The organism is Nocardioides panacihumi (assembly GCF_039530925.1).
Lineage (GTDB): Bacteria > Actinomycetota > Actinomycetes > Propionibacteriales > Nocardioidaceae > Nocardioides > Nocardioides panacihumi.
Map to the genome: position 1 here is coordinate 1,035,529 of NZ_BAAAPB010000002.1, position 23,277 is coordinate 1,058,805.

Sequence of the window (23,277 nt, forward strand, 5' to 3'; positions counted from 1 at the left end):
ACGCGGACCGGTGACGCGTCCGCCGGCGCGACGCAGGGCCTCGAGACCGGCCTCGTGCGCGCGGTCGGCGAGCAGCCAGGCCTCGACGGCCGCGCCGCGGCGCGCCAGCTGTGCGCCGGCGTACAAGGCGTCGCCGCCGTTGTCACCGGGCCCGACGAGCAGCACGACCTTGCGGCCGTAGACCCCGCCCAGGAAGTCGGCGATGGCCGCCGCGAGCCCGCTGGCCGCCCGCTGCATCAGCGCCCCGTCCGGCAGCGTCGCCATCAGCGTGGCCTCGGCGGCACGGACCTGCTCGACGGTGTGCGCTGATCTCACGGCCCCACGCTACTGCGCCGAGATCCGGGTTCTGGCCCTTCGAGATCCGGGTCGCGGCCCTGCTGCGAGGGCTGTCACCCGGATCTCGAAGGGCCAGAACCCGGATCTCGGCGTCGAAGCTCCGTCAGGCGTTCTGGGGGAAGCCGAGGTTGATGCCGCCGTGGGACGGGTCGAGCCAGCGCGCGGTGACAGCCTTCTCGCGGGTGAAGAAGTCGACGCCGTGGGTGCCGTAGGCCTTGGCGTCGCCGAAGAGCGACGCCTTCCAGCCACCGAAGGAGTGGTACGCGACGGGCACCGGGATCGGCACGTTGATGCCGACCATGCCGACCTCGACCTCGTGCTGGAACCGCCGCGCCGCACCGCCGTCGTTGGTGAAGATGGCGGTGCCGTTGCCGAACGCGCCGGAGTTGATGAGCTCCAGCCCCTCCTCGTAGGACGAGACGCGCACGATCGAGAGCACCGGGCCGAAGATCTCGTCGGTGTAAACCGACGACGACGTCGGCACGCGGTCGACCAGCGTCGGGCCGAGCCAGAAGCCGTCGGCGGCGCCGTCGAACTCGCCCTTGCGCCCGTCGACGACGACGGTCGCGCCGTCGGTGACCGCCTGGTCGACGTACGACGCCACCTTGTCGCGGTGCTCGCGGGTGATGAGCGGGCCCATGTCGCAGCCGCGTCGTCCGTCGCCGGTGCGCAGCGAAGCCATCCGGGTCGTCACCTTGTCGATGAGCGCGTCCGCGATCGAGTCGACGGCGACGACGACCGAGACCGCCATGCACCGCTCGCCCGCGGAGCCGAACCCGGCGTTGACCGCCGAGTCGGCGACGAGGTCGAGGTCGGCGTCAGGCAGCACGAGCATGTGGTTCTTGGCGCCGCCGAGCGCCTGGACGCGCTTGCCGGCGGCAGTGCCGGTCGAGTAGACGTGCTGCGCGATCGGGGTCGACCCGACGAACGAGATCGACGCGACGTCGGGGTGGACCAGGAGCGCGTCGACGGCCTCCTTGTCGCCGTTGACGACGTTGAAGACACCGTCGGGCAGGCCGGCCTCCTGCCACAGCCGGGCCATCCAGAGCGAGGCCGACGGGTCCTTCTCCGAGGGCTTCAGCACGACCGTGTTGCCGACCGCGATCGCGAGCGGGAAGAACCACATCGGGACCATCGCGGGGAAGTTGAACGGGCTGATGATGCCGACGACACCGAGTGCCTGGCGCAGCGAGTACACGTCGACGCCCGTCGATGCCTGCTCGGAGTAGGCGCCCTTCTGCAGCTGCGCGACGCCGCACGCGAACTCCACGACCTCCAGGCCGCGGGCGATCTCGCCGGCCGCGTCCGAGAGCACCTTGCCGTGCTCCTCGGTGATGATCGCGGCGAGCTCGCCGACGCGGGCGTTGAGCAGCTCACGGAACGCGAACAGCACCTGCGTCCGCTTCGCGAGGGACGCCTGGGACCAGCCCGCGAAGGCGGCCTTGGCGGCGGCCACGGCAGCATCGACGTCGGCGGCGGCGCCCAGCCGCACCTGCTTGGCCACCTGGCCGAGGGCCGGGTCGTAGACCGGGCCGAGGCGGGCGCCGACGCCGGCAGTCGAGGTGCCGCCGATCCAGTGGTCGAGGACGGGGAGGGTGGTCGTGGCGGAGGTCATCGGTCTTGCCTTTCCCAGGTGCTTGTCAGAGGGTGCTGAGCACGTCGTCGTAGATGGCGAGCGCCTCAGCGACCTCGCCGTCGGTCACCACGCACGGCGGTACGACGTGGATGCGGTTGTCCTGCACGAAGGGGATGAGCCCCCGCTCGAGCAGCGCCGCCTTGATCCGGCCCATGGTCGGGCCGTCGAGCGGTGTGCGGTCCGACGCGTCGGCGACCAGCTCCAGGGCCCAGAAGACACCGGTGCCGCGGACCTCGCCGACGACGTCGTGCTTGTCGGCCAGAGCACGCAGACCGGGGTCGAGGACGTCGCGCCCGATGCGCGCGGCGTTGGCGACGATGCCCTCGTCCTCCATCGCGTCGAGCGTCGCGACGATCGAGGCGGCCGCGAGCGGGTGGCCCGAGTAGGTCAGGCCACCGGGGAACACGCGCTCGTCGAACTGCGCGGCGATCGCGTCGTTGATGATCACGCCGCCGACCGGCACGTAGCCGGAGTTCACGCCCTTGGCGAAGGTGATCAGGTCGGGGACGACGCCGTACGCGTCGAGGGCGAGCCATTCACCGGTGCGCCCGAAGCCGGCCATCACCTCGTCGAGGATCAGGACGAGCCCGAACTCGTCGGCGAGCGCCCGTACGCCGGCCAGGTAGCCCGGCGGCGGCAGGAGGATCCCGGCGGTCCCGGGGATCGTCTCGAGCAGGATCGCCGCGATCGTCGCCGGACCCTCGGACTCGATGACCCGACGCAGGTGCCGCAGCGCCCGCGCCGACTCCTCCTCGGGGGTGGTCGCCCAGAACTCCGAGCGGTAGAGGTAAGGACCGAAGAAGTGCACGTGCCCGCGGGCGAACTCGTTCGGCTGACGACGCCAGTCGCCGGTCGACACGATCGCGGCGCCGGTGTTGCCGTGATAGCTGCGGTAGGTCGAGAGGACCTTCTCGCGGCCGGTGGTGAGCCGGGCCATCCGGATGGCGTTCTCGTTCGCGTCCGCGCCGCCGTTGGTGAAGAAGACCTTGTTGAAGCCCTCGGGCGCGCGGGCGACGATCCGCTTGGCGGCCTCGCCCCGGGCGACGTTGGCCGTCGACGGCGCGATCGTCGGGAGCAGCGCCGCCTGCTCCTGGATCGCCTCGACGACCCGCGGATGCAGGTGCCCGATGTTGGTGTTGACGAGCTGGCTGGAGAAGTCGAGGTACTGCCGCCCGCTGTGGTCCCAGAGGTGGCAGCCCTTGCCACCGGCGATCACCAGCGGGTCGAGAGCCGCCTGGGCCGACCACGAGTGGAAGACATGGGCCCGGTCGAGCCCCCGGGTCTGCTGGTCCAGGTCAGTGCTCATCGCACACTCACTCCCAGGATCGTCACGGATTCGGCGGCTTTTGCCACTCGAAGGTGCGGAATCCGTAGGTAAAAGCCCCAGGGACGCACCATTTCGGTGGACTATACCTGGGCCGGACCGATCGGCGTCAGCCCTCCAGGACGACCATCGCCGACGCGATCCCGGCGTCGTGCGAGAGCGAGAGGTGGACGCTCGTGACGCCGAGCTCCTCGGCACGCTGCCGCACCGTGCCGCGCAGCTCGAAGCGCGGGCGGCCGGTCGTCTCGGAGACGACCTCGGCGTCGTGCCAGGCGAGCCCGTTCGGGGCGCCGAGCGCCTTCGCGAGCGCCTCCTTGGCGGCGAACCGCGCCGCCAGCGACGCCGGCGGGCGCGACGCCTCGTCGGGGGTGAAGAGCCGCTCGCGCAGCCCCGGCGTGCGCTCCAGGGACGCCGTGAACCGGTCGAGGTCGCACACGTCGATCCCGACGCCGACGATCATTCGACGGTCACCGACTTGGCGAGGTTTCGCGGCTGGTCGACGTCGTGACCCATGGCCGAGGCCAGCTCGCACGCGAAGAGCTGCAGCGGGATGACGGCGACCAGCGGCTGGAGCAGGACGGGCACCCGGGGCAGCGTGACCAGCTCGTCGGCGTACGGCGCGATGCGGTCGTCGCCCTCCTCGGCCAGCACGATCGTGTGGGCGCCGCGGGCGCGCACCTCCTGGATGCCGGACAGCATCTTGTCGTGCAGCTGGTCGCGGCCACGCGGCGGCACGATGCACAGCACCGGCAGGCCCGGCTCGACCAGCGCGATCGGCCCGTGCTTGAGCTCGCCGGCCGCGAACCCCTCGGCGTGCAGGTAGGCGAGCTCCTTGAGCTTCAGGGCGCCCTCCAGCGCGACCGGGTAGCCGGCGTGCCTGCCCAGGAACAGGAAGGACCGGCTGTCGACGTGGTGCCGGGCGAGTCGGTAGATGTCCTCCGCCTTCGCGAGCACCTTCTCGATCTGCGCGGGGATCGCCTCGAGCTGCTCGACGACCTGCGTGATCTCGTCGCCGTACCGGGTGCCCTTGACCTGGGCGAGGTAGAGCGCGAGGAGGTAGCAGGCGACGAGCTGGGTGACGTACCCCTTGGTGGAGGCGACGCCGATCTCCGGCCCGGCGTGCATGTAGATCACGGCATCGGACTCGCGCGGGATCGTCGACCCGTTGGTGTTGCAGATCGCGAGCACCTTCGACCGCTGGGCGCGGGCGTGGCGGATCGCCTGGAGCGTGTCGGCTGTCTCCCCGGACTGGGAGATCGCGACGACGAGCGTGGAGTAGTCGACGATCGGGTCGCGGTAGCGGAACTCCGACGAGAGCTCCACCTCGACCGGGATGCGGCACCAGTGCTCGATCGCGTACTTCGCCACCATGCCCGCGTAGAAGGACGTGCCGGCCGCGATGATGATGATCTTGTCGATGTCGCGCAGCTCCTGGTCGGAGAGCCGCATCTCGTCGAGCTGCAGCCGGCCGTCCACGCCGCGGCGGCCCAGCAGGGCGTCGGCGACGGCCCGCGGCTGCTCGTGGATCTCCTTGCGCATGAACCAGTCGTGGCCGTCCTTCTGGGCCGCGGAGAGGTCCCAGTCGACGTGGTAGCGACGGCCCTCGCTCGGCGTGCCGTCGAAGCCGGTGACGGCCACGTCCGAGGCGGTGATCGTGACGACCTGGTCCTGGCCGAGCTCGAGGGCGTCGCGGGTGTGCTCGATGAAGGCCGCGACGTCGGAGCCCAGGAAGTTCTCCCCGTCGCCGAGGCCGACGACGAGCGGGCTGTTGCGGCGCGCTCCGACGATGCGCGAGGGGTCCTGCGCGTCGACGGCGACGAACGTGAACGCGCCTTCGAGCCGACGGCAGACGTCCTGCATCGCGGTGGTGAGATCGGCGCCCGCGACGACGGCCGCCTCGAGCAGGTGTACGGCGACCTCCGTGTCGGTCTCCGAGACCAGGATGTGGCCGTCGGCCTCGAGCTGGGCGCGCAGCTCGGCGAAGTTCTCGATGATCCCGTTGTGCACCAGCGCGACCCGCCCCGTGGCGCCGAGATGCGGGTGCGCGTTGTGGTCGCTGGGGCCGCCGTGGGTCGCCCAGCGGGTGTGGCCGATGCCGGTGGTGGAGGCCGGCAACGGCTCCTCGGAGATCACCTTGTCGAGGTTGGCGAGCTTGCCCGCCTTCTTCCGGACGGTCAGCGTGCCGTCGGCCACGACGGCGATACCCGCCGAGTCGTAGCCGCGGTACTCCATCCGCCGCAGACCCTCGATCACAGCCCCCTCGGACTGCTGGCTGCCGACGTAGCCCACGATGCCGCACATGGTGGCCGAGTCTACGGGGGCGGACCGCACCTCCGGCCGTCACCACGTGGCCCGAGCCCGGGGCCGGAACACGGGCTGGAACAATGGCCTGCCATGACCTCGACTGAGGCCCACACCGAGGGCGAGTCCCACGGCAACGGCAGTCATGAGGGCGAGGCATCGCCCTACCTCGAGCTGAGCCGCGAGGCCTGGGCGGACCTTGCCCACGAGACCGTCAGCCCGCTCTCCGCCGAGGAGCTGGAGCGGCTGCGCGGGCTCAGCGACCGCCTCGACCTCACCGAGGTCGAGCAGGTCTACCTCCCGTTGTCACGGCTGCTCTCGCTCTACGTCTCGGCGGCCGGCGGGCTGCACCGCGAGCAGGAGGCGTTCCTGCACCGGCGCACTCCCCCGCGCACGCCGTTCGTGATGGGCGTCGCCGGCTCGGTCGCGGTCGGCAAGTCGACCACCGCACGGGTGCTGCAGCAGATGCTCGCCCACTGGCCCGAGCACCCCAACGTCGCGCTCATCACCACGGACGGGTTCCTGTACCCCAACGCCGAGCTCGAACGGCGCGGGCTCATGCAGCGCAAGGGGTTCCCGGAGTCCTACGACCGCAGGGCGCTGCTCAAGTTCGTCGTCGACATCAAGTCGGGCAAGGAGGAGGTCGAGGCGCCGACGTACTCCCACCTCGTCTACGACGTCGTCGGCGACGAGAAGGTCGTCATCAAGTCGCCCGACATCGTCATCATCGAGGGGCTCAACGTCCTCCAGCCGGCCGGCGTCCGCGGAGACGGCCGCACCGGACTTGGCCTGTCGGACTTCTTCGACTTCTCGGTGTACGTCGACGCCGGCACGTCCCACATCCGGCAGTGGTACGTCGAGCGCTTCCTGCGGCTGCGCGAGACGGCGTTCCGCGACCCGCACTCCTACTTCCGCAAGTACGCCGCCCTCACCCGCGACGAGGCCGTCGCCGAGGCCGAGCGCATCTGGGACACGATCAACGGGCCCAACCTGACGCAGAACGTGCTGCCGACCCGCTCGCGCGCCACGCTGGTGCTGCGCAAGGACAAGGACCACTCGGTCCGCTACGTGCGGCTGCGCAAGATCTGACACCGTGCGCCCGGGCCTGCGCGGTCGCGGAGCAGGGCGGCCGCTCTCGCGCACCGACCCCTCGCCCAACTATCACCGTGATGGTTGGGCCCGCAAGTGACACTGAGGAACTATCACTGACAGCGCCAACCATCACCGTGATAGTTGGGCCCGCAAGTGACACTCAGGAACTATCACTGACAGCGCCAACCATCACCGTGATAGTTGGGTGAGGCCAACCGACCTAGAGCGCCAGCCGGTCGCGTACGACGCCCGCGAGCCGCTCCGCGACGGTCGTCGCGTGGTCGACGGTCGGTGCCTCGACCATCACGCGCACCAGCGGCTCGGTCCCCGACGGCCGCAGGAGGATCCGCCCGGTCTCGCCGAGTGCGGCCTCCTCGGCGGCCACGGCCGCCAGCAGCTCGGGGTCGTCGCACCGGCTCTTGTCGACGCTCGGGACGTTGACGAGGACCTGCGGGAAGCGCGTCACGACGGAGGCGAGCGACGCCAGGGACTCGCCCGTCGTCATCATCCGCGAGGCGACGTGCAGCGCCGTCAGGATCCCGTCGCCGGTGGTGGCGTGGTCGCTCATGATGACGTGGCCGGACTGCTCGCCGCCGAGCGAGTAGCCCCCGGCGCGCATCTCCTCGAGCACGTAGCGGTCACCGACGCCCGTGGTCCGCAGCTCGATGCCCGCGGCCGACATCGCCTGCCGCAGACCGAGGTTGCTCATCACCGTCGTGACCAGCGTCGAGGACGGCAGCCGGCCGGCGTCGCGCAGGGCGAGCGCCAGGACGGCCATGATCTGGTCGCCGTCGACGAGGTTGCCCGAGGCATCGACGGCCAGGCAGCGGTCGGCGTCGCCGTCGAACGCGAAGCCCGCGTCAGCCCCGTGCTCGAGCACGGCCTTCTGCAGCTGCTCGGGGTGCGTCGAGCCGCAGCTGTCGTTGATGTCGTCGCCGCGCGGGGTGTTGTTGATCGCGATCACCGTCGCCCCGAGCGCCTCGAAGGCCCGCGGCCCGGCGAGCGACGCCGCGCCCTGGGCGCAGTCGAGCACCACGGTGAGCCCGGACAGGGAGCTCGGGCCGGAGTCCGGGCCGAGCGTGGTGGCCAGGTGGTCGGCGTACTCGTGGACGGCGGTCGAGCGGAAGCTGATCCGACCGACGGAGGCGCCCGTCGGGTGGTCGAACGGCGCGCCGAGGCGGGACTCGATGGCGTCCTCGACCACGTCGTCGAGCTTGTGGCCGCCTCGCGCCAGGAACTTGATGCCGTTGTCGGGCATCGGGTTGTGCGAGGCGGTGATGACGACGCCGAGGTCGGCGCCGAGCTCCGCGGTCAGGTAGGCGATGCCGGGCGTCGGGATCACGCCGAGGTCGACGACGTCGACACCGGCGGAGGCGAGGCCCGCCGCGACGGCGGCCTCGAGGAAGTGACCCGAGATGCGCGGGTCGCGGCCGATCACCGCGAAGGGCCGGTGCCCCTCGAACTGGCCGGCGTCCGCGAGCACCCGAGCTGCTGAAACGGCAAGGTCCAGGGCCAGCGAAGCGGTGAGCGTCTCACCGTTCGCCAGGCCCCGGACCCCGTCCGTGCCGAAGAGGCGTGTCATGCAGAGTCGAAGATCAGCGCTTCGAGAACTGCGAGGCCTTGCGGGCCTTCTTGAGACCAGCCTTCTTGCGCTCCACGACGCGAGCGTCGCGGGTGAGCAGGCCGGCCTTCTTCAGGGTCGGACGGTTGGCCTCGACGTCGATGGCGTTGAGGGCACGGGCCACGCCCAGGCGCAGCGCGCCGGCCTGGCCGGTGATGCCGCCACCGTGGATGCGGGCGATGACGTCGAAGCGGCCCTCGAGCTGCAGGGCCGCGAACGGCTCGGCAGCGACCTGGCGGTGCAGCGCGTTCGGGAAGTACTCGTCGAGCGCGCGGCCGTTGATGGTCCACACACCCGTGCCGGGCACGATGCGGACGCGGGCGACGGCCTCCTTGCGGCGGCCGGTGGCACCGGCCGGAGCGATGGTGGCGGGGCGGGCGGGGGTGTCGGCGGACGGGGCGCTCTCCGAGGTGTAGGCGACGCCCTGCTCGTCAGTCTCGAAGGTCTGCTCGACCTCGGCGGTGTTTTCAGACACGAAAGTTCCTCAGCTCAACGATTACTGGGAGATCTGCTTGATCTCGAACGGGACGGCCTTCTGAGCCTCATGCGGGTGCGTCGGGCCGGAGTAGACCTTGAGCTTCTTCACCATCTGCCGACCGAGCTTGTTCTTGGGGAGCATGCCCCACACGGCCTTCTCGATCGCCTTGCGAGCGTCGGTGTCGAGGATCTCGCCGATCGGGGTGGCCGTCAGACCGCCCGGGTAACCGGAGTGACGGTAGGCGAACTTGGTGGTCCGCTTGTTGCCGGAGAGGGAGACCTTCTCGGCGTTGATGACGATGACGAAGTCACCGGTGTCGGCGTTGGGGGCGAAGATCGCCTTGTGCTTGCCGCGGAGCAGGTTCGCGACCTGCACCGACAGACGACCGAGACGGATGTCGGTCGCGTCGATCACGTGCCAGGCGCGCTCGATGTCGCCCGGCTTCGGAGCATAGGTGCCCACGATGTGCCTCATTCGTTCGTTGGTCCTTCCCCGGCGGCTGCCGGAGAGGTTGCCCGCCTTGCGACGGAGCGCTCGTGGCTTCTGACGAACACGGCCCGGCTCGGCATCTCTGCCGTCCGGGACTGCCCCTCGACCGTGGGTGGCCGGGGAGCGGCAGGAGTCACGACCGAACAAGGCTACGGGCCGTCGTACCACCGGTCAAAACGGCGTACGCGCGCTTGCTTCTCTCACGTGACGGGCACCGACTTACTCGGAACGAACCGTGGAGGCTAACGTGAGCGACGTGACTGATTCTCTCACCGTCCGTGACAACCGCACCGGACAGGAGTACGAGGTCCCGATCCTCGACGGCACCATCAGGGCCGCCGACATCGGGAAGATCCGGTCTGGCGAGGACGAGCCGGGCCTGGCCGTGTACGACCCCGGTTTCGTCAACACCGCCTCCTGTCGGAGCTCGGTCACCTTCATCGACGGCGACAAGGGCGTCCTCGAATACCGGGGCTACCCGATCGAGCAGCTCGCCGAGCAGTCGAACTTCCTCGAGGTCGCCTATCTCCTCGTGCACGGGTCGCTGCCGTCGAAGGACGAGTACGACCAGTGGGTCCACAACATCACCTACCACACGTTCGTCCACGAGAACGTGAAGGGCTTCATGGAGGGCTTCCGCTACGACGCGCACCCGATGGGGATGCTGATGGCGTCGGTCGGGGCCCTCTCGACGTTCTACCCGGAGTCGCGCAACATCAGCGACGCCGACAACCGCGCGATCCAGATCATCCGCATGATCGCGAAGATGCCCACGCTGGGCGCCTGGTCGTTCCGGCACGCCCAGGGCAAGCCGTACGTCTACCCGGACAACGCGCTGTCCTACACCGAGAACTTCCTCTCCATGCTCTTCAAGATGAGCGAGCCGAAGTACGAGGCCGACCCGCGCCTGGTCAAGGCGCTCGACACCCTCTTCATCCTGCACGCCGACCACGAGCAGAACGCGTCGGCGAACGCCGTCCGGTCGGTCGGCTCGACGCAGGTCGACCCCTACTCGGCCGTCGCGGCCGGCGTCGGCGCCCTCTACGGCCCGCTGCACGGCGGCGCCAACGAGGCGGTGCTGCGGATGCTCAAGCGGATCGGCTCGAAGTCCGAGATCCCCGCCTTCATCGAGGGCGTGAAGAACGGCAACGAGCGCCTGATGGGCTTCGGCCACCGGGTCTACAAGAACTACGACCCGCGCGCCAAGATCATCAAGAAGGCCTGCGACGACGTCTTCGAGGTCACCGGGGTCAACCCGCTGCTCGAGATCGCCCAGGAGCTGGAGAAGATCGCGCTCGAGGACGAGTACTTCGTCAAGCGCAAGCTCTACCCGAACGTCGACTTCTACTCCGGCCTCATCTACGAGGCCTTCCAGTTCCCGCCGGAGATGTTCACGGTGCTCTTCGCCATCGGGCGTACGCCGGGCTGGCTCGCGCAGTGGCTCGAGCTCACCCAGGACAAGGAGCAGAAGATCGCCCGCCCGAAGCAGATCTACACGGGCTCGCGCGGTCTGACATACACCCCGACCGACCAGCGCTGGGTCTGACCCACAGCCGAGATCCGGGTTCTGGTCCTTCGAGATCCGGAAAGCGGCCCCCACCTACGACAGTCTCGTCGCAGGTGAGGGCCGCTTTCCGGATCTCGGAGGACCAGAACCCGGATCTCGGCGTCTTCAGAGGTAGGCGCCGCGCAGGTCCCGCTTGAGGATCTTCCCGGTGGGGTTGCGGGGCAGGGCCTCGAGGAAGACCACCGACGTGGGGCACTTGAAGTGCGCCAGCTGCTCTCGGCAGAACTCGATGACGTCGGCCTCGGTCGCGGACAGGTCGGGCTTGCGGACGACGTACGCACGCACCGTCTCGCCCCACCGCTCGTCCGGTACGCCGATCACGGCACACTCGAGCACGGCCGGGTGCTCGGCGAGGACGCGCTCGACCTCGGGCGAGTAGATGTTCTCGCCACCGCTGATGATCATGTCCTTGAGCCGGTCCTCGACGTAGACGAAGCCGTCCGCGTCGATCCGGCCGATGTCACCGCTGCGGAACCAGCCGCCCTCGGTCACCACCTTCGCCGTCTCCTCCGGGCGGCCGAGGAAGCCCGTCATGACCTGCTCCGAGCGCAGCCAGATCTCGCCGGGATCGCCGGTCGGCACCTCGTCCAGCGTCACCGTGTCGACGATGCGGACCTCCATGCCCGGGATCGCCCGGCCGGCGCTGAGCAGCCGCTCCGGGTGCCCCTCGGCCTCCGCCTGCCGGTGCTCGTCCGGGAGCAGGTGCGTGGCGACGCCGCACACCTCCGTCAGGCCGTAGACCTGCATCAGGTCGATCTCGGGCCACGTCTTCATCGCGGCGCGCAGGAGCGGCGGCGGCATGGGCGAGGCGCCGTAGGTGAAGCTCTTCAGCTTGCTGAACACCTCGATGCCCTGCGGCCCCGACTGGATCACCTGGGCCAGCACGGCCGGCACGAGGAACATCCGGTTGGCGCCCTGCATGATCGCGGTCGCCAGCGAGAGGCCGTCCGGCTCGCGCGTCACGATGCTGGGGATGCCGTCGTGGAGCCCGAAGAGCACGTACGACGACCCGCCGACGTGGAAGAGCGGCATCGCGACGAGGCTCTTGTCGCCGGGCTCGAACTCCCAGCCGTCGTGGGAGTTGACAGTGTGGGCGACGAAGTTGCGGTGGGTCAGCATCACGCCCTTGGGCCGGCCGGTCGTGCCGCTGGAGTAGAGCACAAGGCAGGTGTCGTCGGGCTCGGTCCCAGGGTCACGGTCCACGGGCGTGGATGCGGCGAGCCACTCCTCGTAGGCGTCGCCCACCCCGTCCGTCGTCACCTCGAGGATGCGCTCGACGTGCGGCAGCTGCCCGCGGATCGCCTCGATGGCGGGGATCAGCTCGCTGCCGACGACCAGGACCTTCGCCCCGCAGTCGTTGAGCGTGAAGCCGACCTCGTCGCCCGCGAGCCGCCAGTTGACCACCGCGTTCGCGGCCCCGATCAGGCCGGCGCCGAGGGACAGCTCGACGCACGCCGGGTGGTTCTTGTCGACGAACGCCACCACGTCACCACGCCCGACACCGAGCTCGCGCAGGCCCCCGGCGACGCGCCGTACGCGGTCGTGGAACTGTGCCCAGGTCCAGGTCCGCTGACCGTAGGTGAGGCACTCACCCTCGGGGTTGACGCTCGCCCAGTGGGCGAGCCGGTCGTCGACGAACTGCGGCTCCGGCGCTGTCATGGCGAGAGTGTGGCGTAGCGCACACCGGCGTCACAAGGCTGGGTCGTCGCTGTGCAGCCCGGCGATCTCGAGGTGGCGCACGTCGCGCGAGAAGAGCGCTGCCACCTCGACGACGAAGAGCACCACCGCGACGACGAGGAGCCAGTTCCGGAAGCCCACCGCCTCCGCGACCGGACCCGTCAACGCCAGGCCGAGGGGCCGCGCGACGAACGACCCGACGATGTCGAACGAGTAGACCCGGGAGAGCTTGTCCTCGGGGATGTTCTGCTGGATCGACAGGTCCCAGAACACCGAGAAGACGGACAGGCCCAAGCCGTGCAGGAACGCGCCCGCCAGGATCACGGCCGCCTGGTCGGACAGGGCCATCGCCAGAGGGAACAGGCAGGTCAGCGTGAGCATGATCGCCCCCGCGAACAGGGCGCGTCGCGGCTGCCAGCGCAGGCAGATCAGCCCGCCGGCGACGAACCCGGCCATCATCGCGCCGAGCGCGGCGCCCCATGCGCTCCGACCGATGCCGTCGCCGACCACCACCGGCCCGAGCACGCCCTGCGCGCCACCGTAGAAGAGGTGGTAGACCAACGCCTGGCCGATGAGCAGCCAGAGCCACGTGTGGCGCAGCACCTCGCGCGCGCCCTCCCCCAGCTCGCTCAGCATCGAGCCGCGCGGACCGTCCGGCCTGGTGTGCGCGACGCGCAGCCGTGAGAAGCAGAGGGCGGCGAACGCGAAGGTCGCCGCATCGACCATGATCGCCCACCCGGCCCCGGTCACGGCCACCAGAGCACCACCGGCCACAGATCCGGCGACCATGCCCAGCTGCTGCGCGAGAGGCCGTACGGCGACCGCCCGGGGCAGCTCCTCCGGCGGCACCACCAGGCGGGTCATGGCCTGGGACGACGGCTGGTTGAGCGCCGACAGCACGCCGGTCACCATCCCGAGCACCGTCAGCAGCGGGATCGTCGCGGCGCCGGTGATGAGCGTGGTGGCCATGCCCGCCTGGGCCACGGCGCTCGCCGCCGAGGAACCCTCCATCATCAGCTTGCGCGAGACCCGGTCGCCGAGGACGCCACCGAGCAGCGTGGTGACCACCTCCGCGCCCGCGAACGCGGCGACGACGAGCCCCAGATCGGTCGCCGAGCCACCGAGGTCGAGCACGGCGAACGCGAGCGCGATCGGGGTGATCGCGTTTCCGAACGAGCTCACCGCGGACCCGGTGACCAGCAGCCGGAAGTTGCGGTGACGCAGCGGTCCGGGTCGTCGTACGGACGGAGCGGTGGTCACGTCCTTGAAAATAGTTAGACGGCGAAAGGTTCGTCAACGAATTATCTCTAGGATGACGACCATGACCGGTGCCGACGAGCCCGACGACTGGGCCGACCGACATGTCGCCCGCTGGCGCGACCACTGGATCGACATCGGGTTCGACGACGAGGTGGAGGCGATCACGGTCCGGATCGGTCGGATCGTCCGCTACTTCCGCCGGACCAAGCAGGAGGCGGTGGCGGAGGCGGGACTGCAGGAGTCGGAGTACGACACGCTGCACCAGCTGATGATCCGCGACACGCCCGGTCACGCGAACCCCTCCGACCTCGCCGCGGACCTCGACATCAGCAACGCCGGCATGACCGGGCGGCTCGACTCCCTCGAGAGGGCCGGCTGGATCCAGCGACGTACGGCGCCGGGCGACCGCCGCCGCGTCCACGTGGAGGTGACGAAGGACGGCGTGGAGGTGTGGCGTCGGGCGATGGGCCTGCGCGGCCGCGCGGAGGACGAGCTCATCGGGGAGCTCTCGGCCGAGGAGCGCACCGAGCTCGCCCGCCTGCTGAAGAAGCTGACGCTCCGACTCGAGGAGTGACGACTCTTCCTGACCACCCAGCCGGGTCTCAGCGTCGTCACAGACTCGGGCCGCACAGTAGGGGACATGACGCACGACCCTGAGCAGCCGGCCGGCACGCCCGACCGCGAGCCGACGAAGCCGTTCACCCAGCCGTACCCGACCTCGGGAGCCGGTGGCTACCCAGGTCCGTCGGGCCCGCCCCCGTCGGGCAACCCCTGGTTCTTCGGCGACCAGACGACCACCCTCCCCGTGGAGGAGCCCCGCGAGACGCCTCGGGAGAAGCGCCGCGGCCGCGCCGGTGTCGTCGGCGGACTCGCCGCGCTCGCCCTCGTCGTCGGCGGCGGCGCCGGGTACGGCGGCGCGGCACTGTGGAACGACACCCACGGCGACTCCGGCAGCACCGGCATCTTCTCCGGGTCGAGCACTCCCGCGACGTCGACCTCGGCCTCGGCCCCGGCGGGCAGCGTGCAGGCCGTCGCCCAGTCGGTGCTCCCGTCGGTCGTGAAGATCGAGGTCGCCGGTGCGCAGGAGTCGGGATCCGGCTCGGGCATCATCTTGACCAGTGACGGCACGATCCTCACCAACAACCACGTCGTCGAGGTCGCCGGCACCAGCGGCGAGATCCGGGTCGACTTCAACGACGGCACCTCGGCCACCGCCAAGATCGTCGGGACCGACCCGCTGACCGACACCGCCGTCATCAAGGCGGAGAAGGTCTCCGGGCTCAAGCCCGCCACCATCGGCAGCTCGGACGGCCTCGCTGTCGGGCAGAGCGTCGTCGCGATCGGCTCGCCGTTCGGTCTCGACTCGACGGTGACGTCGGGCATCGTGAGCGCGCTCGACCGGCCGGTCAACGTCGGCACGGACGACTCCGGCAACGCGACCGTCTACCCCGCGATCCAGACCGACGCAGCGATCAACCCCGGCAACTCCGGCGGTGCGCTCGTCGACATGAGCGGCAAGGTCGTCGGCATCAACGCCTCGATCCGCAGCACGTCCACCTCCTCGGGTGAGGCCGGCTCGATCGGTCTCGGCTTCGCCATCCCGATGGACGAGGTCAAGCCCGTCATCGAGCAGATGATCAAGGGCCAGACCCCGACCCACGCGCGGCTCGGCATCTCCGTCCAGGACGTCGGCGCCTCGCAGCAGAGCCAGCAGGACCAGGGCAACCAGGACCCGTTCGGCCAGCAGCAGCCGCAGCAGACGCCGGGCAGCAGCTCGCCGTTCACCAGCAACGGCGCCGAGGTCCGCCAGATCGGCAGCGGGTCCGCCGCCCAGAAGGCCGGCATCAAGGTGGGCGACATCATCACGAAGGTCGACGACCACCAGATCGTGGGCTCCGACTCGCTCGTCGCGACGGTCCGGTCCTACCGCCCGGGCGACAAGGTGTCGATCACCTACACCCGCGGCGGCAAGACGAGCACCGTCACCCTCAGCCTGGACTCGGACGAAGGCTCCACCAAGTCCTGACCAGCTTCCTGCCCCCTCGTTGGAAGAGCGAGACCCCGCGGCCCCCGCACCGGCCGCGGGGTCTCGCTTGTCGGCGCTACAGGCGCTTCTGGAACTCGCCCGCCCACTCGACGACCCGGAAGCCGAGCGCCTCGTTGACGGCGATCATGTGCTCGTTCGAGGCCGCGTTGTAGGTCACCAGCCGGTCCACGTCGCCCAGCCCGGCGTCCTGGAGCAGGCGGAGGTTGGCCACCTTGACGGCCAGGCCCAGGCGGTGGCCACGGTGGTCGCGTCGCACCAGCGTGCCCTCCTGGTAGGCCTTGCCGGTGCCGTCGCGGCTCCGCGCGATCTGGGTGTAGGCGACGACCTCACCCGCGGCATCGAGCGCCACGGTCGCGTACGACGTCCGTCCCTGCGCCGCGAACAGCTGCTCGTCTTCCCGCACCTTGGCGATCGCGGCCGCCCGCGGCTCGAGATCGAGGCCGCCGGTCGGCGCCTCGGTCTCCAGGCTCGCGTCGAGCGCGGCCCAGCCCGCGACGTGCTCCTCGGGCACCGGACCGACCCAGCTGCGCAGCTCGTAGCCGTCCGTGTGCGCCCCGGCCTGTGCGGCGAGCTCGTCGAGCAGCCCACTCGGCACGGGCAGCGACAGCCGGCGCTGCACGTCCAGCAGCACCTGCTCGTAGCCACGGCCGGCAAGGAACTCCGGCCCCGGCCAACCCGCGCCCTTCGGTCCCGCCACCGTCGGCCAGTCCGACTCCGCGCCGGCCACGGTCCTGCCCTCGGTCCGCGCGATGTCCTCGAGGTGGTCGAGCAGCGCCGTGCCGACGCCACGCCTGCGAGCGGACGGCAGCACGGCGACGAAGAGCTCGCCCCGGTGCCGGTTGTCCTGCAGCGACAGCGCCAGCCAGGCCGCACCGACGGTCCGTCCGGCGTCGCGGGCGACGAACGCCAGGCGCCGCCAGTAGCCCGAGTCCTGCCGCAGCTCGGCCCGCACCTCGTCGAGCGACCAGGTGTCGGCGGTCGCCGGACGATCGGCCTGGTCGACGGCATGGAGGACCCCGTGCCAGGAGGCCAGCACGTCCTCGTCGTGCGGGTCGACGATGACGATGTCCATCAGCGCACCCGCTCCACGCGGCCCTCGTCCCACACCGGCTCGGGCGACTCGTAGACCGTGCCGTCCTCGCCGTACACGAGGAACCGGTCGAAGTCCCGGGCGAACCATCGGTCGTGGGTGACCGCGAGCACCGTGCCCTCGAACGCCTTCAGCCCGTCCTCGAGCGCCTCGGCGGACTGGACGTCGAGGTTGTCCGTCGGCTCGTCGAGGAGCAGGAGCGTCGCGCCGGAGAGCTCGAGCAGCAGGATCTGGAAGCGCGCCTGCTGGCCACCGCTCAGCGACTCGAAGCGCTGCTCCGCGCTGGCCGAGAGCTCGTAGCGGTCGAGCACACGGCTGGCCTGCTCGCGGGCCATGCCCTCGCGGTGCTCGTCGCCACGGTGCAGGATCTCGAGCAGCGTGCGGCCGATCAGCTCCGGGTGCTCATGGGTCTGGACGAACCAGCCGGGCCGGACGCGCGCGCCCAGCCGAGCCATGCCACGGTGTCGCACCGGAGCGATCCGGGCGTCGCCGACCGGCTCGTGCTCCTTGTCCGGCCGGCTGCCCCCGGCGGCGAGCAGCCGGAGGAAGTGCGACTTCCCGGAGCCGTTCGAGCCGAGCACGGCCACCCGCTCGCCGTACCAGACCTCGAGGTCGAACGGCCTCATCAGACCGGTGAGCTCCAGCTGCTCGCAGACGACCGCGCGCTTGCCCGTGCGGCCGCCCCTGAGCCGCATCGTGACCTGCTGCTCGCGCGGCTGCTCGATCGGCGGACCGGCCTCCTCGAACTTGCGGAGCCGGGTCTGTGCCGCCTGGTACTGCGAGGCCAGGCCGTCGTTGTACGCCGCCTTGGTCTTGTAGCGCAGCACGAGCGCCTTGAGCTTCGCATGCTCCTCGTCCCAGCGGCGGCGCATCTCCTCGAAGCGGGCGAACCGGTCGCGGCGCGCCTCGTGGTAGCTCGTGAAGCCGCCCGGATGGGTCCACACGAGGTTGCCGGCCGAGCCGAGCTCGACCGTGACGACACGGGTGGCGGTGTTCGCGAGCAGCTCGCGATCGTGGCTGATGTAGAGGATCGTCTTCGCCGACTCCCGGATCCGCTGCTCGAGCCAGATCTTGCCCGGCACGTCGAGGTAGTTGTCCGGCTCGTCGAGGAGGAGCACCTCGTCGGGACCACGCAGCAGGTACTCCAGGACGAGACGCTTCTGCTCGCCGCCGGAGAGAGTGCCGAGGGCGCGGTACCGGGCCCGGTCGTACGGCAGCCCGAGCGCCGCCATCGTGCAGACGTCCCAGGTGACCTCGAGGTCGTAGCCGCCCGCGTCGGCGTACTCCGCGAGCGCGCCGGCGTAGCGCAGCTGGGTGCGCTCGTCGTCGGTGTCCATCAGCGCCAGCTCGCAGGCGTCGACCTCGGCGGCCGCCTTCCTGATGCGGTCCGGTGCCACGCTCAGCAGCAGCTCGCCGACCGTGGTCGCGCCCTCGCCGACCTTCTGGCGCATGACGCCGAGGCCGCCCGACCGGGTGACGACGCCCGACGTCGGGACGAGATCGCCGGTGATGATGCGCAGCAGCGTCGTCTTGCCGGCTCCGTTGGCGCCCACCAGGGCGACCTTGGCCCCCACGCCGACGCGGAACGACACGTCGTCGAGGAGCACCCGGCCGTCCGGAAGCTCGAAACGCACGCTCGCGACGTCGACATGTCCCACGAGTCGCCATCCTCCCCTGCGGCGGCGCCGGTGGCACGCCGTTTTCACCCGTGGCTCCTTGTCGGTGCGCCCCGGTTCGCCTTGACTGTCAGCCGTGACGGACACGACCCCCGCGCTCGACCCCGCCCTCGACCCCGAGCTGGCGGCCCTCCTCGGTTTCCTCGCCGAGGCGGGCTACCCGCCGATGTGGGAGCAGAGCGCAGCCGACGCGCGAGTCGGATTCCGTGCCCTCACGGTCGACCTGCGGGACCCGGGCCTGCTGCCGGAGATGCTGGAGGTGAGGGCGGCGACGATCGCCGGGCCGGAGCGCGACATCCCGGCGCGGGTCTACCGGCCGCGCCCCGGCGAGCTGCCGACGCTGGTCTTCTTCCACGGAGGGGGTTGGGTCGTCGGCGACCTCGACACGCATGACCTCACCTGCCGCACGCTCGCCCGCGACTGCGAGGCGGTGGTCGTCAGCGTCGACTACCGGCTCGCGCCCGAGCACCGTTTCCCCGCCGCGGTGGACGACGCCGAGGCCGCCGCCCGCTGGGTGGCCGAGCACGCCACCGACCCCGCGGCCGGCCTGGGCGGGTCGCCGGTCGTCGCGGTCGGCGGCGACAGTGCCGGCGGCAATCTCGCCGCGGTCGTCGCCCAGACGCTGCGCGACGAGGGCAGGACGCTGGCCGGGCAGCTGCTCCTCTACCCGGCGACCGACCTCGTCACCGCTCACCCCAGCCTCGCGGAGAACGCCGAGGGCTACTTCCTCGACGCCCCGACGATCTCCTGGTTCCTCGAGCAGTACGTCGGCGACGCGGACCCGGCCGATCCGCGCCTCTCCCCCGCCCGAGGCGACCTGAGGGGGGTGACACCCGCCGTGGTCGCCGTCGCGCAGTTCGACCCGCTGCGCGACGCGGGGACGGCGTACGCCGGGCTGCTGGAGGCGGCGGGCGTGCCGGTCACCCTGCGGGCCTATCCGGGCCTCATCCACGGCTTCGCCGACATGGGCCGCTTCTCACGCGCCGCACAGGCGGCGGTCGACGAGATCGGGGCGCTGTTCCGGCGCCTGCTGCACCCCTGACGCGACACGGGGCGCGGCCAGGGAGGACCCTGATAACAATTTCTCAGTCGCGTCCATCAGACTGAGACACATGATGTCGTGGATGCCTGCTCCGCTCCGCCGTCGGGTCCTCCGGCTGGCGCTGCGCCGGCAGGCCTCGCCGCTGCCGGACATCACCACGCTCAAGAAGGTGCCGGAGCACCTGACCTACCCGCTCCGCCGGCACGCGGTCGACCCCGTCCCGCAGCTGGCCGAGCAACGGGCCGCGGATCCGGTCACCCTGGTCGGCAACGTGCTGGGGCTCGACATCTTCCTCGTCACCGGCCACGAGGAGGCCAAGCAGGTCCTGGCCGACTCGACGTCGTACTCCAACGACATGCGACACCTGCTCGGCTCACGCACCCGCACCGACGCCGAGGGCATCGGCGGCCTCGGCATGACGGACCCGCCGGACCACACCCGGCTGCGTGGCCTGCTGACGCCCGAGTTCACGATGCGCCGGCTGCGGCGGCTCGAGCAGATGATCGACGGGATCGTCGCCGACGCTCTCGACGGGATGGAGGCGAACGGCCCGGTCGTCGACCTGGTGCAGCGGTTCGGCTTCGAGATCCCGTTCCGGGTCATCTGCGAGCTGCTCGGCATGCCCGAGGACGTCCGCGAGGAGTTCCACAAGCTCGGGGTCGCGCGCTTCGACGTCAGCCAGGGCGGAGCGGCCTCCTTCGGCGCTGCGACCGAGACCCGGACCTTCCTGATCGAGACGGTCCGCCGGCAGCGGGCGGAGCCGGGCGAGGGCCTCATCGGCGAGCTCATCCGCAGCAAGGGCCACGAGTACGACGACGTCGAGCTCGGCGGCCTCGCCGACGGTGTCTTCCTGGGCGGCTACGAGACGTCCGCCTCGATGCTGTCGATGGGCGCCTACGTGCTCATGCAGCAGCCGGCGGCGTACGCCGCTCTGCGTTCGGGCGACCGGGGTCAGGTGGACGTCGTCGTCGAGGAGCTGCTGCGCTACCTGTGCCCGGTGCAGATCGCGTTCCCGCGGTTCGCCCGCGAGGACCACGACCTCTTCGGCCACCGCGTCAAGAAGGGCGCGGTCGTCATCGTCTCGCTGACCGGGGCCAACCGTGACCCGTCGGTCGTCCCGCAGCCCGAGCAGTTCGACCTGCGCAACGCCCAGACGCAGCACCTGGCCTTCGGCCACGGGCTGCACCGGTGCGTCGGCGCCGAGCTGGCGCGGATGGAGCTGCGCGCGGCCCTCACCGGCCTCTCGACCCGCTTCCCGGAGCTCTCGCTGGCCACCGACGACATCTCCGAGCTCGGCTTCCGCGACCTGTCGATCGTCTACAGCCTCGACAAGCTGCCGGTCCGGCTCCACCGCTGATCGGCTTTGTGGAGCTCAGCGTGACCTGGGGTCACGCCGGGGCTCAGGACCTCCGGGTCTCCAGCACCCGGAACCCCTTCGCACTGGCGAGACGCGTCGTGGGGTGACCCTGCTCGGTCAGCCAGCGCTGGAGGCTGTCGGCGCCGAGGTTCTTGCCGACGACCATGACGGCCCGGCCCCCGGGCACCAGCCGCGGCAGCCAGGTGAGCAGGAGCTCGTGCAGCGCCTGCTTGCCGATCCGGATCGGCGGGTTGCTCCAGATCTCGTCGTACTCCTGCTCGGACGCCTGCTCCGGCGTCGAGGCGCGGTAGTTGGCGAGGCCGAGGGCGGCGGCGTTCTCGTTGGCGAGGAGCACCGCGCGCTCGTTGACGTCGACGCCCGTCACCCGGGCGTCAGGCAGCACCGACGCGATGGCGAGGCCGATCACACCGTAGCCGCAGCCCAGATCCAGGATCCGGCCCGCGGCGGGCGGCTCGGTCTCGCGGAAGAGCACCGCCGTCCCGATGTCGAGCCGACCCTGGGCGAACACCCCGCTGCCGCTCACCAGGTCGAGCTCACGACCCCACACCTCAGCGGTCAGGGGGATCCGCTCGAAGGGCACCGACGGGTCGGCGGTGAAGTAGTGCTCGGTGCTGGACTCGTCAGTCATCGGCCGCCTCCCTCTTGGCTCGGGTCTGCACGGCTCGCGCCTCCATCTGGTCGTCGGGCGGGTAGCCGACCTCCTCCAGGGTGAGGCCACGGGGTGAGGCCGCGTGCACGGCCGACGTACGCACCGTGTGGCCGAGCACCTCCTTCGCCCAGCCGATGTCCTTGCGACCCTCCCCGACGGCCACCAGGCAGCCGACGAGCGCACGCACCATGCCGTGGCAGAACGCGTCCGCGACGACTCGCGCGACCGCCACACCGCTCTCGTCGCGCTCCCAGACGAGCGTCCGGATGGTGCGGATGGTGGTCGCGCCCTCCCGTGCCTTGCAGAAGCCGCCGAAGTCGTGCAGCCCGATCAGGTCCGCCGCGGCCACGTTCATCAGGGACAGGTCGAGCGGTCGGGGCCAGTACAGGACGTGGTGGCGCCGGAGCGGGTCGTACACCGCCGGGGTGTCCGCGATCCGGTAGGCGTACCGACGCCACAGCGCCGAGAAGCGGGCGTCGAAGCCGGGCGCGGCCTCGGTGGCGCGGTGGATCTGCACGTCGAGCGGCAGCATCCCGTTGAGCCGGCGCACCAGCGCGTCGAGCGGCGGCAGGTGGGAGCGGCCGGCGCTGGCCGCGATCGCGTCGTCGGCGACGTCGACGTGGACGACCTGGCCACGCGCGTGGACGCCGGCGTCGGTGCGTCCCGCACAGGTCACCCAGAGGCGCTCGTCGGGCGCGAGCCGGAACGCCGTCGCCAGGGCGTCCTGCAGCTCGCCCTGCACGGTGCGCAGCCCCGGCTGGGACGCCCAGCCGTGGAAGTCGGTGCCGTCGTAGGCGAGGTCGATCCGGATCCGCACGGCGGTCATCCTCCCATCCGCTGGATACAGGTCCCGCATGGACGGTGTGCGGATCGGCACCTCGGGTTGGACCTACGACCACTGGGCGGGTGTCTTCTATCCCGAGGGGCTGGCCCGCGCACGATGGCGGGACTACTACGCCGAGCGCTTCGACACCGTCGAGCTGAATGCGTCGTTCTACCGCTGGCCCGGACTGCGGCCCTTCCAGGGCTGGTCGCACTCGCTGCCGGACGGGTTCGCGATGTCGGTCAAGGCGTCACGCTGGCTGAGCCACGGTCGCCGGCTGAACGATCCCGACGGCGCCTGGGCGGACCGGCTCGCGGCGGCGATGCGGGCGCTCGGGGCGCGGGCCGGGGTGGTGTTCGTGCAGCTCCCGGGCGAGGTCGAGCGTGACGACGAGCGACTCGACGCCTTCCTCGCGCGGATGCCGGACGACGTATGGGTGGCGATGGAGCTGCGGCACCCCTCGTGGGACGACGACGCGGTCGCCGCCGTGCTCGAGAAGCACCGCGCGGCGTACGTCGTCACCCACGGCGCGGGCCTGCACACCGTGCTGCGAGCGACGGCGCCCTTCGTCTACTGCCGCTGGCACGGCCCGACCGACGAGCCGCTGTACGCCGGGCGCTACCCGCCCTCGGCGCTGGAGGGCTGGGCGGAGCGGATCACGCGGTGGCGCGACGACGGCCGGACCGTCTGGGGCTACTTCGACAACGACGGGTCGGGCCACGCGCCGGTCAACGCCCGGGAGCTCCTGGACCTGCTCGAGTGAGCCGCGGGCCGACGATCGCGCCCGAGAC

General features: G+C 71.0%; 21 protein-coding genes. 7 read left to right on the forward strand and 14 right to left on the reverse strand.

What is annotated here, in order from left to right; all coding sequences use genetic code 11:
• The 5 genes from ABD205_RS14180 to glmS all read right to left on the reverse strand — a co-directional run.
• Positions 1-315 (reverse strand): NAD(P)H-hydrate epimerase (locus ABD205_RS14180; RefSeq protein WP_344045710.1); only part of this gene is annotated, 315 nt, incomplete at its 3' end.
• Positions 316-439: 124 nt separating this feature from the next.
• Positions 440-1,951 (reverse strand): CoA-acylating methylmalonate-semialdehyde dehydrogenase, encoded by a 1,512-nt coding sequence (locus ABD205_RS14185; protein ID WP_344045712.1) that lies wholly within the window; start codon positions 1,949-1,951, stop codon positions 440-442.
• 25 nt (positions 1,952-1,976) lie between these two features.
• A complete protein-coding gene (locus ABD205_RS14190; RefSeq protein WP_344045714.1) occupies positions 1,977-3,278 on the reverse strand; it encodes an aspartate aminotransferase family protein in 1,302 nt (433 codons plus the stop codon).
• A gap of 127 nt (positions 3,279-3,405) precedes the next feature.
• Positions 3,406-3,756: a holo-ACP synthase gene (locus ABD205_RS14195; protein WP_344045716.1), complete on the reverse strand. Its 351-nt coding sequence runs from the start codon at positions 3,754-3,756 to the stop codon at positions 3,406-3,408.
• On the reverse strand, positions 3,753-5,597 hold the full coding sequence (glmS, locus tag ABD205_RS14200) for a glutamine--fructose-6-phosphate transaminase (isomerizing) (protein ID WP_344045718.1): 1,845 nt from the start codon (positions 5,595-5,597) through the stop codon (positions 3,753-3,755). Before glmS ends, ABD205_RS14195 begins: the two co-directional genes overlap by 4 nt.
• Before the next feature lie 93 nt (positions 5,598-5,690).
• On the opposite strand from glmS, the gene coaA reads away from it, so the two are divergent.
• Positions 5,691-6,686 (forward strand): type I pantothenate kinase, encoded by a 996-nt coding sequence (gene coaA, locus ABD205_RS14205; RefSeq protein ID WP_344045720.1) that lies wholly within the window; start codon positions 5,691-5,693, stop codon positions 6,684-6,686.
• Between the two features lie 223 nt (positions 6,687-6,909).
• Here coaA and glmM read toward each other — a convergent pair whose 3' ends face one another.
• The 3 genes from glmM to rplM are packed head-to-tail and all read right to left on the reverse strand — an operon-like array spanning position 6,910 to position 9,250.
• Entirely contained in the window at positions 6,910-8,271 is a 1,362-nt protein-coding gene (glmM, locus tag ABD205_RS14210) for a phosphoglucosamine mutase (RefSeq protein ID WP_344045722.1), read from the reverse strand.
• Between the two features lie 13 nt (positions 8,272-8,284).
• On the reverse strand, positions 8,285-8,785 hold the full coding sequence (gene rpsI / locus ABD205_RS14215; protein ID WP_344045724.1) for a 30S ribosomal protein S9: 501 nt from the start codon (positions 8,783-8,785) through the stop codon (positions 8,285-8,287).
• A gap of 21 nt (positions 8,786-8,806) precedes the next feature.
• Entirely contained in the window at positions 8,807-9,250 is a 444-nt protein-coding gene (gene rplM / locus ABD205_RS14220) for a 50S ribosomal protein L13 (RefSeq protein WP_344045726.1), read from the reverse strand.
• 283 nt (positions 9,251-9,533) lie between these two features.
• Between rplM and ABD205_RS14225 the strand changes: the two genes are divergently transcribed.
• Entirely contained in the window at positions 9,534-10,823 is a 1,290-nt protein-coding gene (locus tag ABD205_RS14225; RefSeq protein ID WP_344045728.1) for a citrate synthase, read from the forward strand.
• A gap of 126 nt (positions 10,824-10,949) precedes the next feature.
• Here the strand turns inward: ABD205_RS14225 and ABD205_RS14230 are convergent, their stop codons facing one another.
• Complete coding sequence (locus tag ABD205_RS14230) at positions 10,950-12,503, reverse strand: long-chain-fatty-acid--CoA ligase (RefSeq protein ID WP_344045730.1); 1,554 nt, start codon at positions 12,501-12,503, stop codon at positions 10,950-10,952.
• A 30-nt stretch (positions 12,504-12,533) separates the two neighbouring features.
• On the reverse strand, positions 12,534-13,781 hold the full coding sequence (locus ABD205_RS14235; RefSeq protein WP_344045732.1) for an MFS transporter: 1,248 nt from the start codon (positions 13,779-13,781) through the stop codon (positions 12,534-12,536).
• 61 nt (positions 13,782-13,842) lie between these two features.
• Here ABD205_RS14235 and ABD205_RS14240 point away from each other — a divergent pair, with 61 nt between their 5' ends.
• A complete protein-coding gene (locus ABD205_RS14240) occupies positions 13,843-14,355 on the forward strand; it encodes a MarR family winged helix-turn-helix transcriptional regulator (protein ID WP_344045734.1) in 513 nt (170 codons plus the stop codon).
• 66 nt (positions 14,356-14,421) lie between these two features.
• The gene (locus ABD205_RS14245) at positions 14,422-15,807 is read left to right on the forward strand and encodes a S1C family serine protease (protein ID WP_344045736.1); all 1,386 of its coding nucleotides are present in this window, start codon (positions 14,422-14,424) and stop codon (positions 15,805-15,807) included.
• 76 nt (positions 15,808-15,883) lie between these two features.
• Here the strand turns inward: ABD205_RS14245 and ABD205_RS14250 are convergent, their stop codons facing one another.
• Positions 15,884-16,900, reverse strand: coding sequence for a GNAT family N-acetyltransferase (locus ABD205_RS14250; RefSeq protein WP_344045738.1), 1,017 nt, complete (start codon positions 16,898-16,900; stop codon positions 15,884-15,886).
• Positions 16,900-18,576 (reverse strand): ABC-F family ATP-binding cassette domain-containing protein, encoded by a 1,677-nt coding sequence (locus tag ABD205_RS14255; RefSeq protein WP_344045740.1) that lies wholly within the window; start codon positions 18,574-18,576, stop codon positions 16,900-16,902. Before ABD205_RS14255 ends, ABD205_RS14250 begins: the two co-directional genes overlap by 1 nt.
• Positions 18,577-18,670: 94 nt before the next feature.
• Between ABD205_RS14255 and ABD205_RS14260 the strand changes: the two genes are divergently transcribed.
• Positions 18,671-19,636: an alpha/beta hydrolase gene (locus ABD205_RS14260; RefSeq protein WP_344045742.1), complete on the forward strand. Its 966-nt coding sequence runs from the start codon at positions 18,671-18,673 to the stop codon at positions 19,634-19,636.
• An 82-nt stretch (positions 19,637-19,718) separates the two neighbouring features.
• Positions 19,719-20,993, forward strand: a complete 1,275-nt coding sequence (locus ABD205_RS14265; RefSeq protein ID WP_344045744.1) for a cytochrome P450 — start codon at positions 19,719-19,721, stop codon at positions 20,991-20,993.
• A gap of 43 nt (positions 20,994-21,036) precedes the next feature.
• Here the strand turns inward: ABD205_RS14265 and ABD205_RS14270 are convergent, their stop codons facing one another.
• Positions 21,037-21,642, reverse strand: a complete 606-nt coding sequence (locus ABD205_RS14270; protein WP_344045746.1) for a class I SAM-dependent methyltransferase — start codon at positions 21,640-21,642, stop codon at positions 21,037-21,039.
• A complete protein-coding gene (truA, locus tag ABD205_RS14275; protein WP_425573036.1) occupies positions 21,635-22,489 on the reverse strand; it encodes a tRNA pseudouridine(38-40) synthase TruA in 855 nt (284 codons plus the stop codon). Before truA ends, ABD205_RS14270 begins: the two co-directional genes overlap by 8 nt.
• A 28-nt stretch (positions 22,490-22,517) precedes the next feature.
• On the opposite strand from truA, the gene ABD205_RS14280 reads away from it, so the two are divergent.
• On the forward strand, positions 22,518-23,249 hold the full coding sequence (locus ABD205_RS14280; protein WP_344045748.1) for a DUF72 domain-containing protein: 732 nt from the start codon (positions 22,518-22,520) through the stop codon (positions 23,247-23,249).
• Positions 23,250-23,277: the final 28 nt, after the last annotated feature.

Coding starts and splice junctions, on each gene's coding strand:
- ABD205_RS14185 (WP_344045712.1), bottom strand. CDS start 1,951: ATGACCTCCGCCACGACCACCCTCCCCGTCCTCGACCACTGGATCGGC.
- ABD205_RS14190 (WP_344045714.1), bottom strand. CDS start 3,278: ATGAGCACTGACCTGGACCAGCAGACCCGGGGGCTCGACCGGGCCCAT.
- ABD205_RS14195 (WP_344045716.1), bottom strand. CDS start 3,756: ATGATCGTCGGCGTCGGGATCGACGTGTGCGACCTCGACCGGTTCACG.
- glmS (WP_344045718.1), bottom strand. CDS start 5,597: ATGTGCGGCATCGTGGGCTACGTCGGCAGCCAGCAGTCCGAGGGGGCT.
- coaA (WP_344045720.1), top strand. CDS start 5,691: ATGACCTCGACTGAGGCCCACACCGAGGGCGAGTCCCACGGCAACGGC.
- glmM (WP_344045722.1), bottom strand. CDS start 8,271: ATGACACGCCTCTTCGGCACGGACGGGGTCCGGGGCCTGGCGAACGGT.
- ABD205_RS14230 (WP_344045730.1), bottom strand. CDS start 12,503: ATGACAGCGCCGGAGCCGCAGTTCGTCGACGACCGGCTCGCCCACTGG.
- ABD205_RS14240 (WP_344045734.1), top strand. CDS start 13,843: ATGACCGGTGCCGACGAGCCCGACGACTGGGCCGACCGACATGTCGCC.
- ABD205_RS14245 (WP_344045736.1), top strand. CDS start 14,422: ATGACGCACGACCCTGAGCAGCCGGCCGGCACGCCCGACCGCGAGCCG.
- ABD205_RS14250 (WP_344045738.1), bottom strand. CDS start 16,900: ATGGACATCGTCATCGTCGACCCGCACGACGAGGACGTGCTGGCCTCC.
- ABD205_RS14265 (WP_344045744.1), top strand. CDS start 19,719: ATGCCTGCTCCGCTCCGCCGTCGGGTCCTCCGGCTGGCGCTGCGCCGG.
- ABD205_RS14270 (WP_344045746.1), bottom strand. CDS start 21,642: ATGACTGACGAGTCCAGCACCGAGCACTACTTCACCGCCGACCCGTCG.
- truA (WP_425573036.1), bottom strand. CDS start 22,489: ATGACCGCCGTGCGGATCCGGATCGACCTCGCCTACGACGGCACCGAC.
- ABD205_RS14280 (WP_344045748.1), top strand. CDS start 22,518: ATGGACGGTGTGCGGATCGGCACCTCGGGTTGGACCTACGACCACTGG.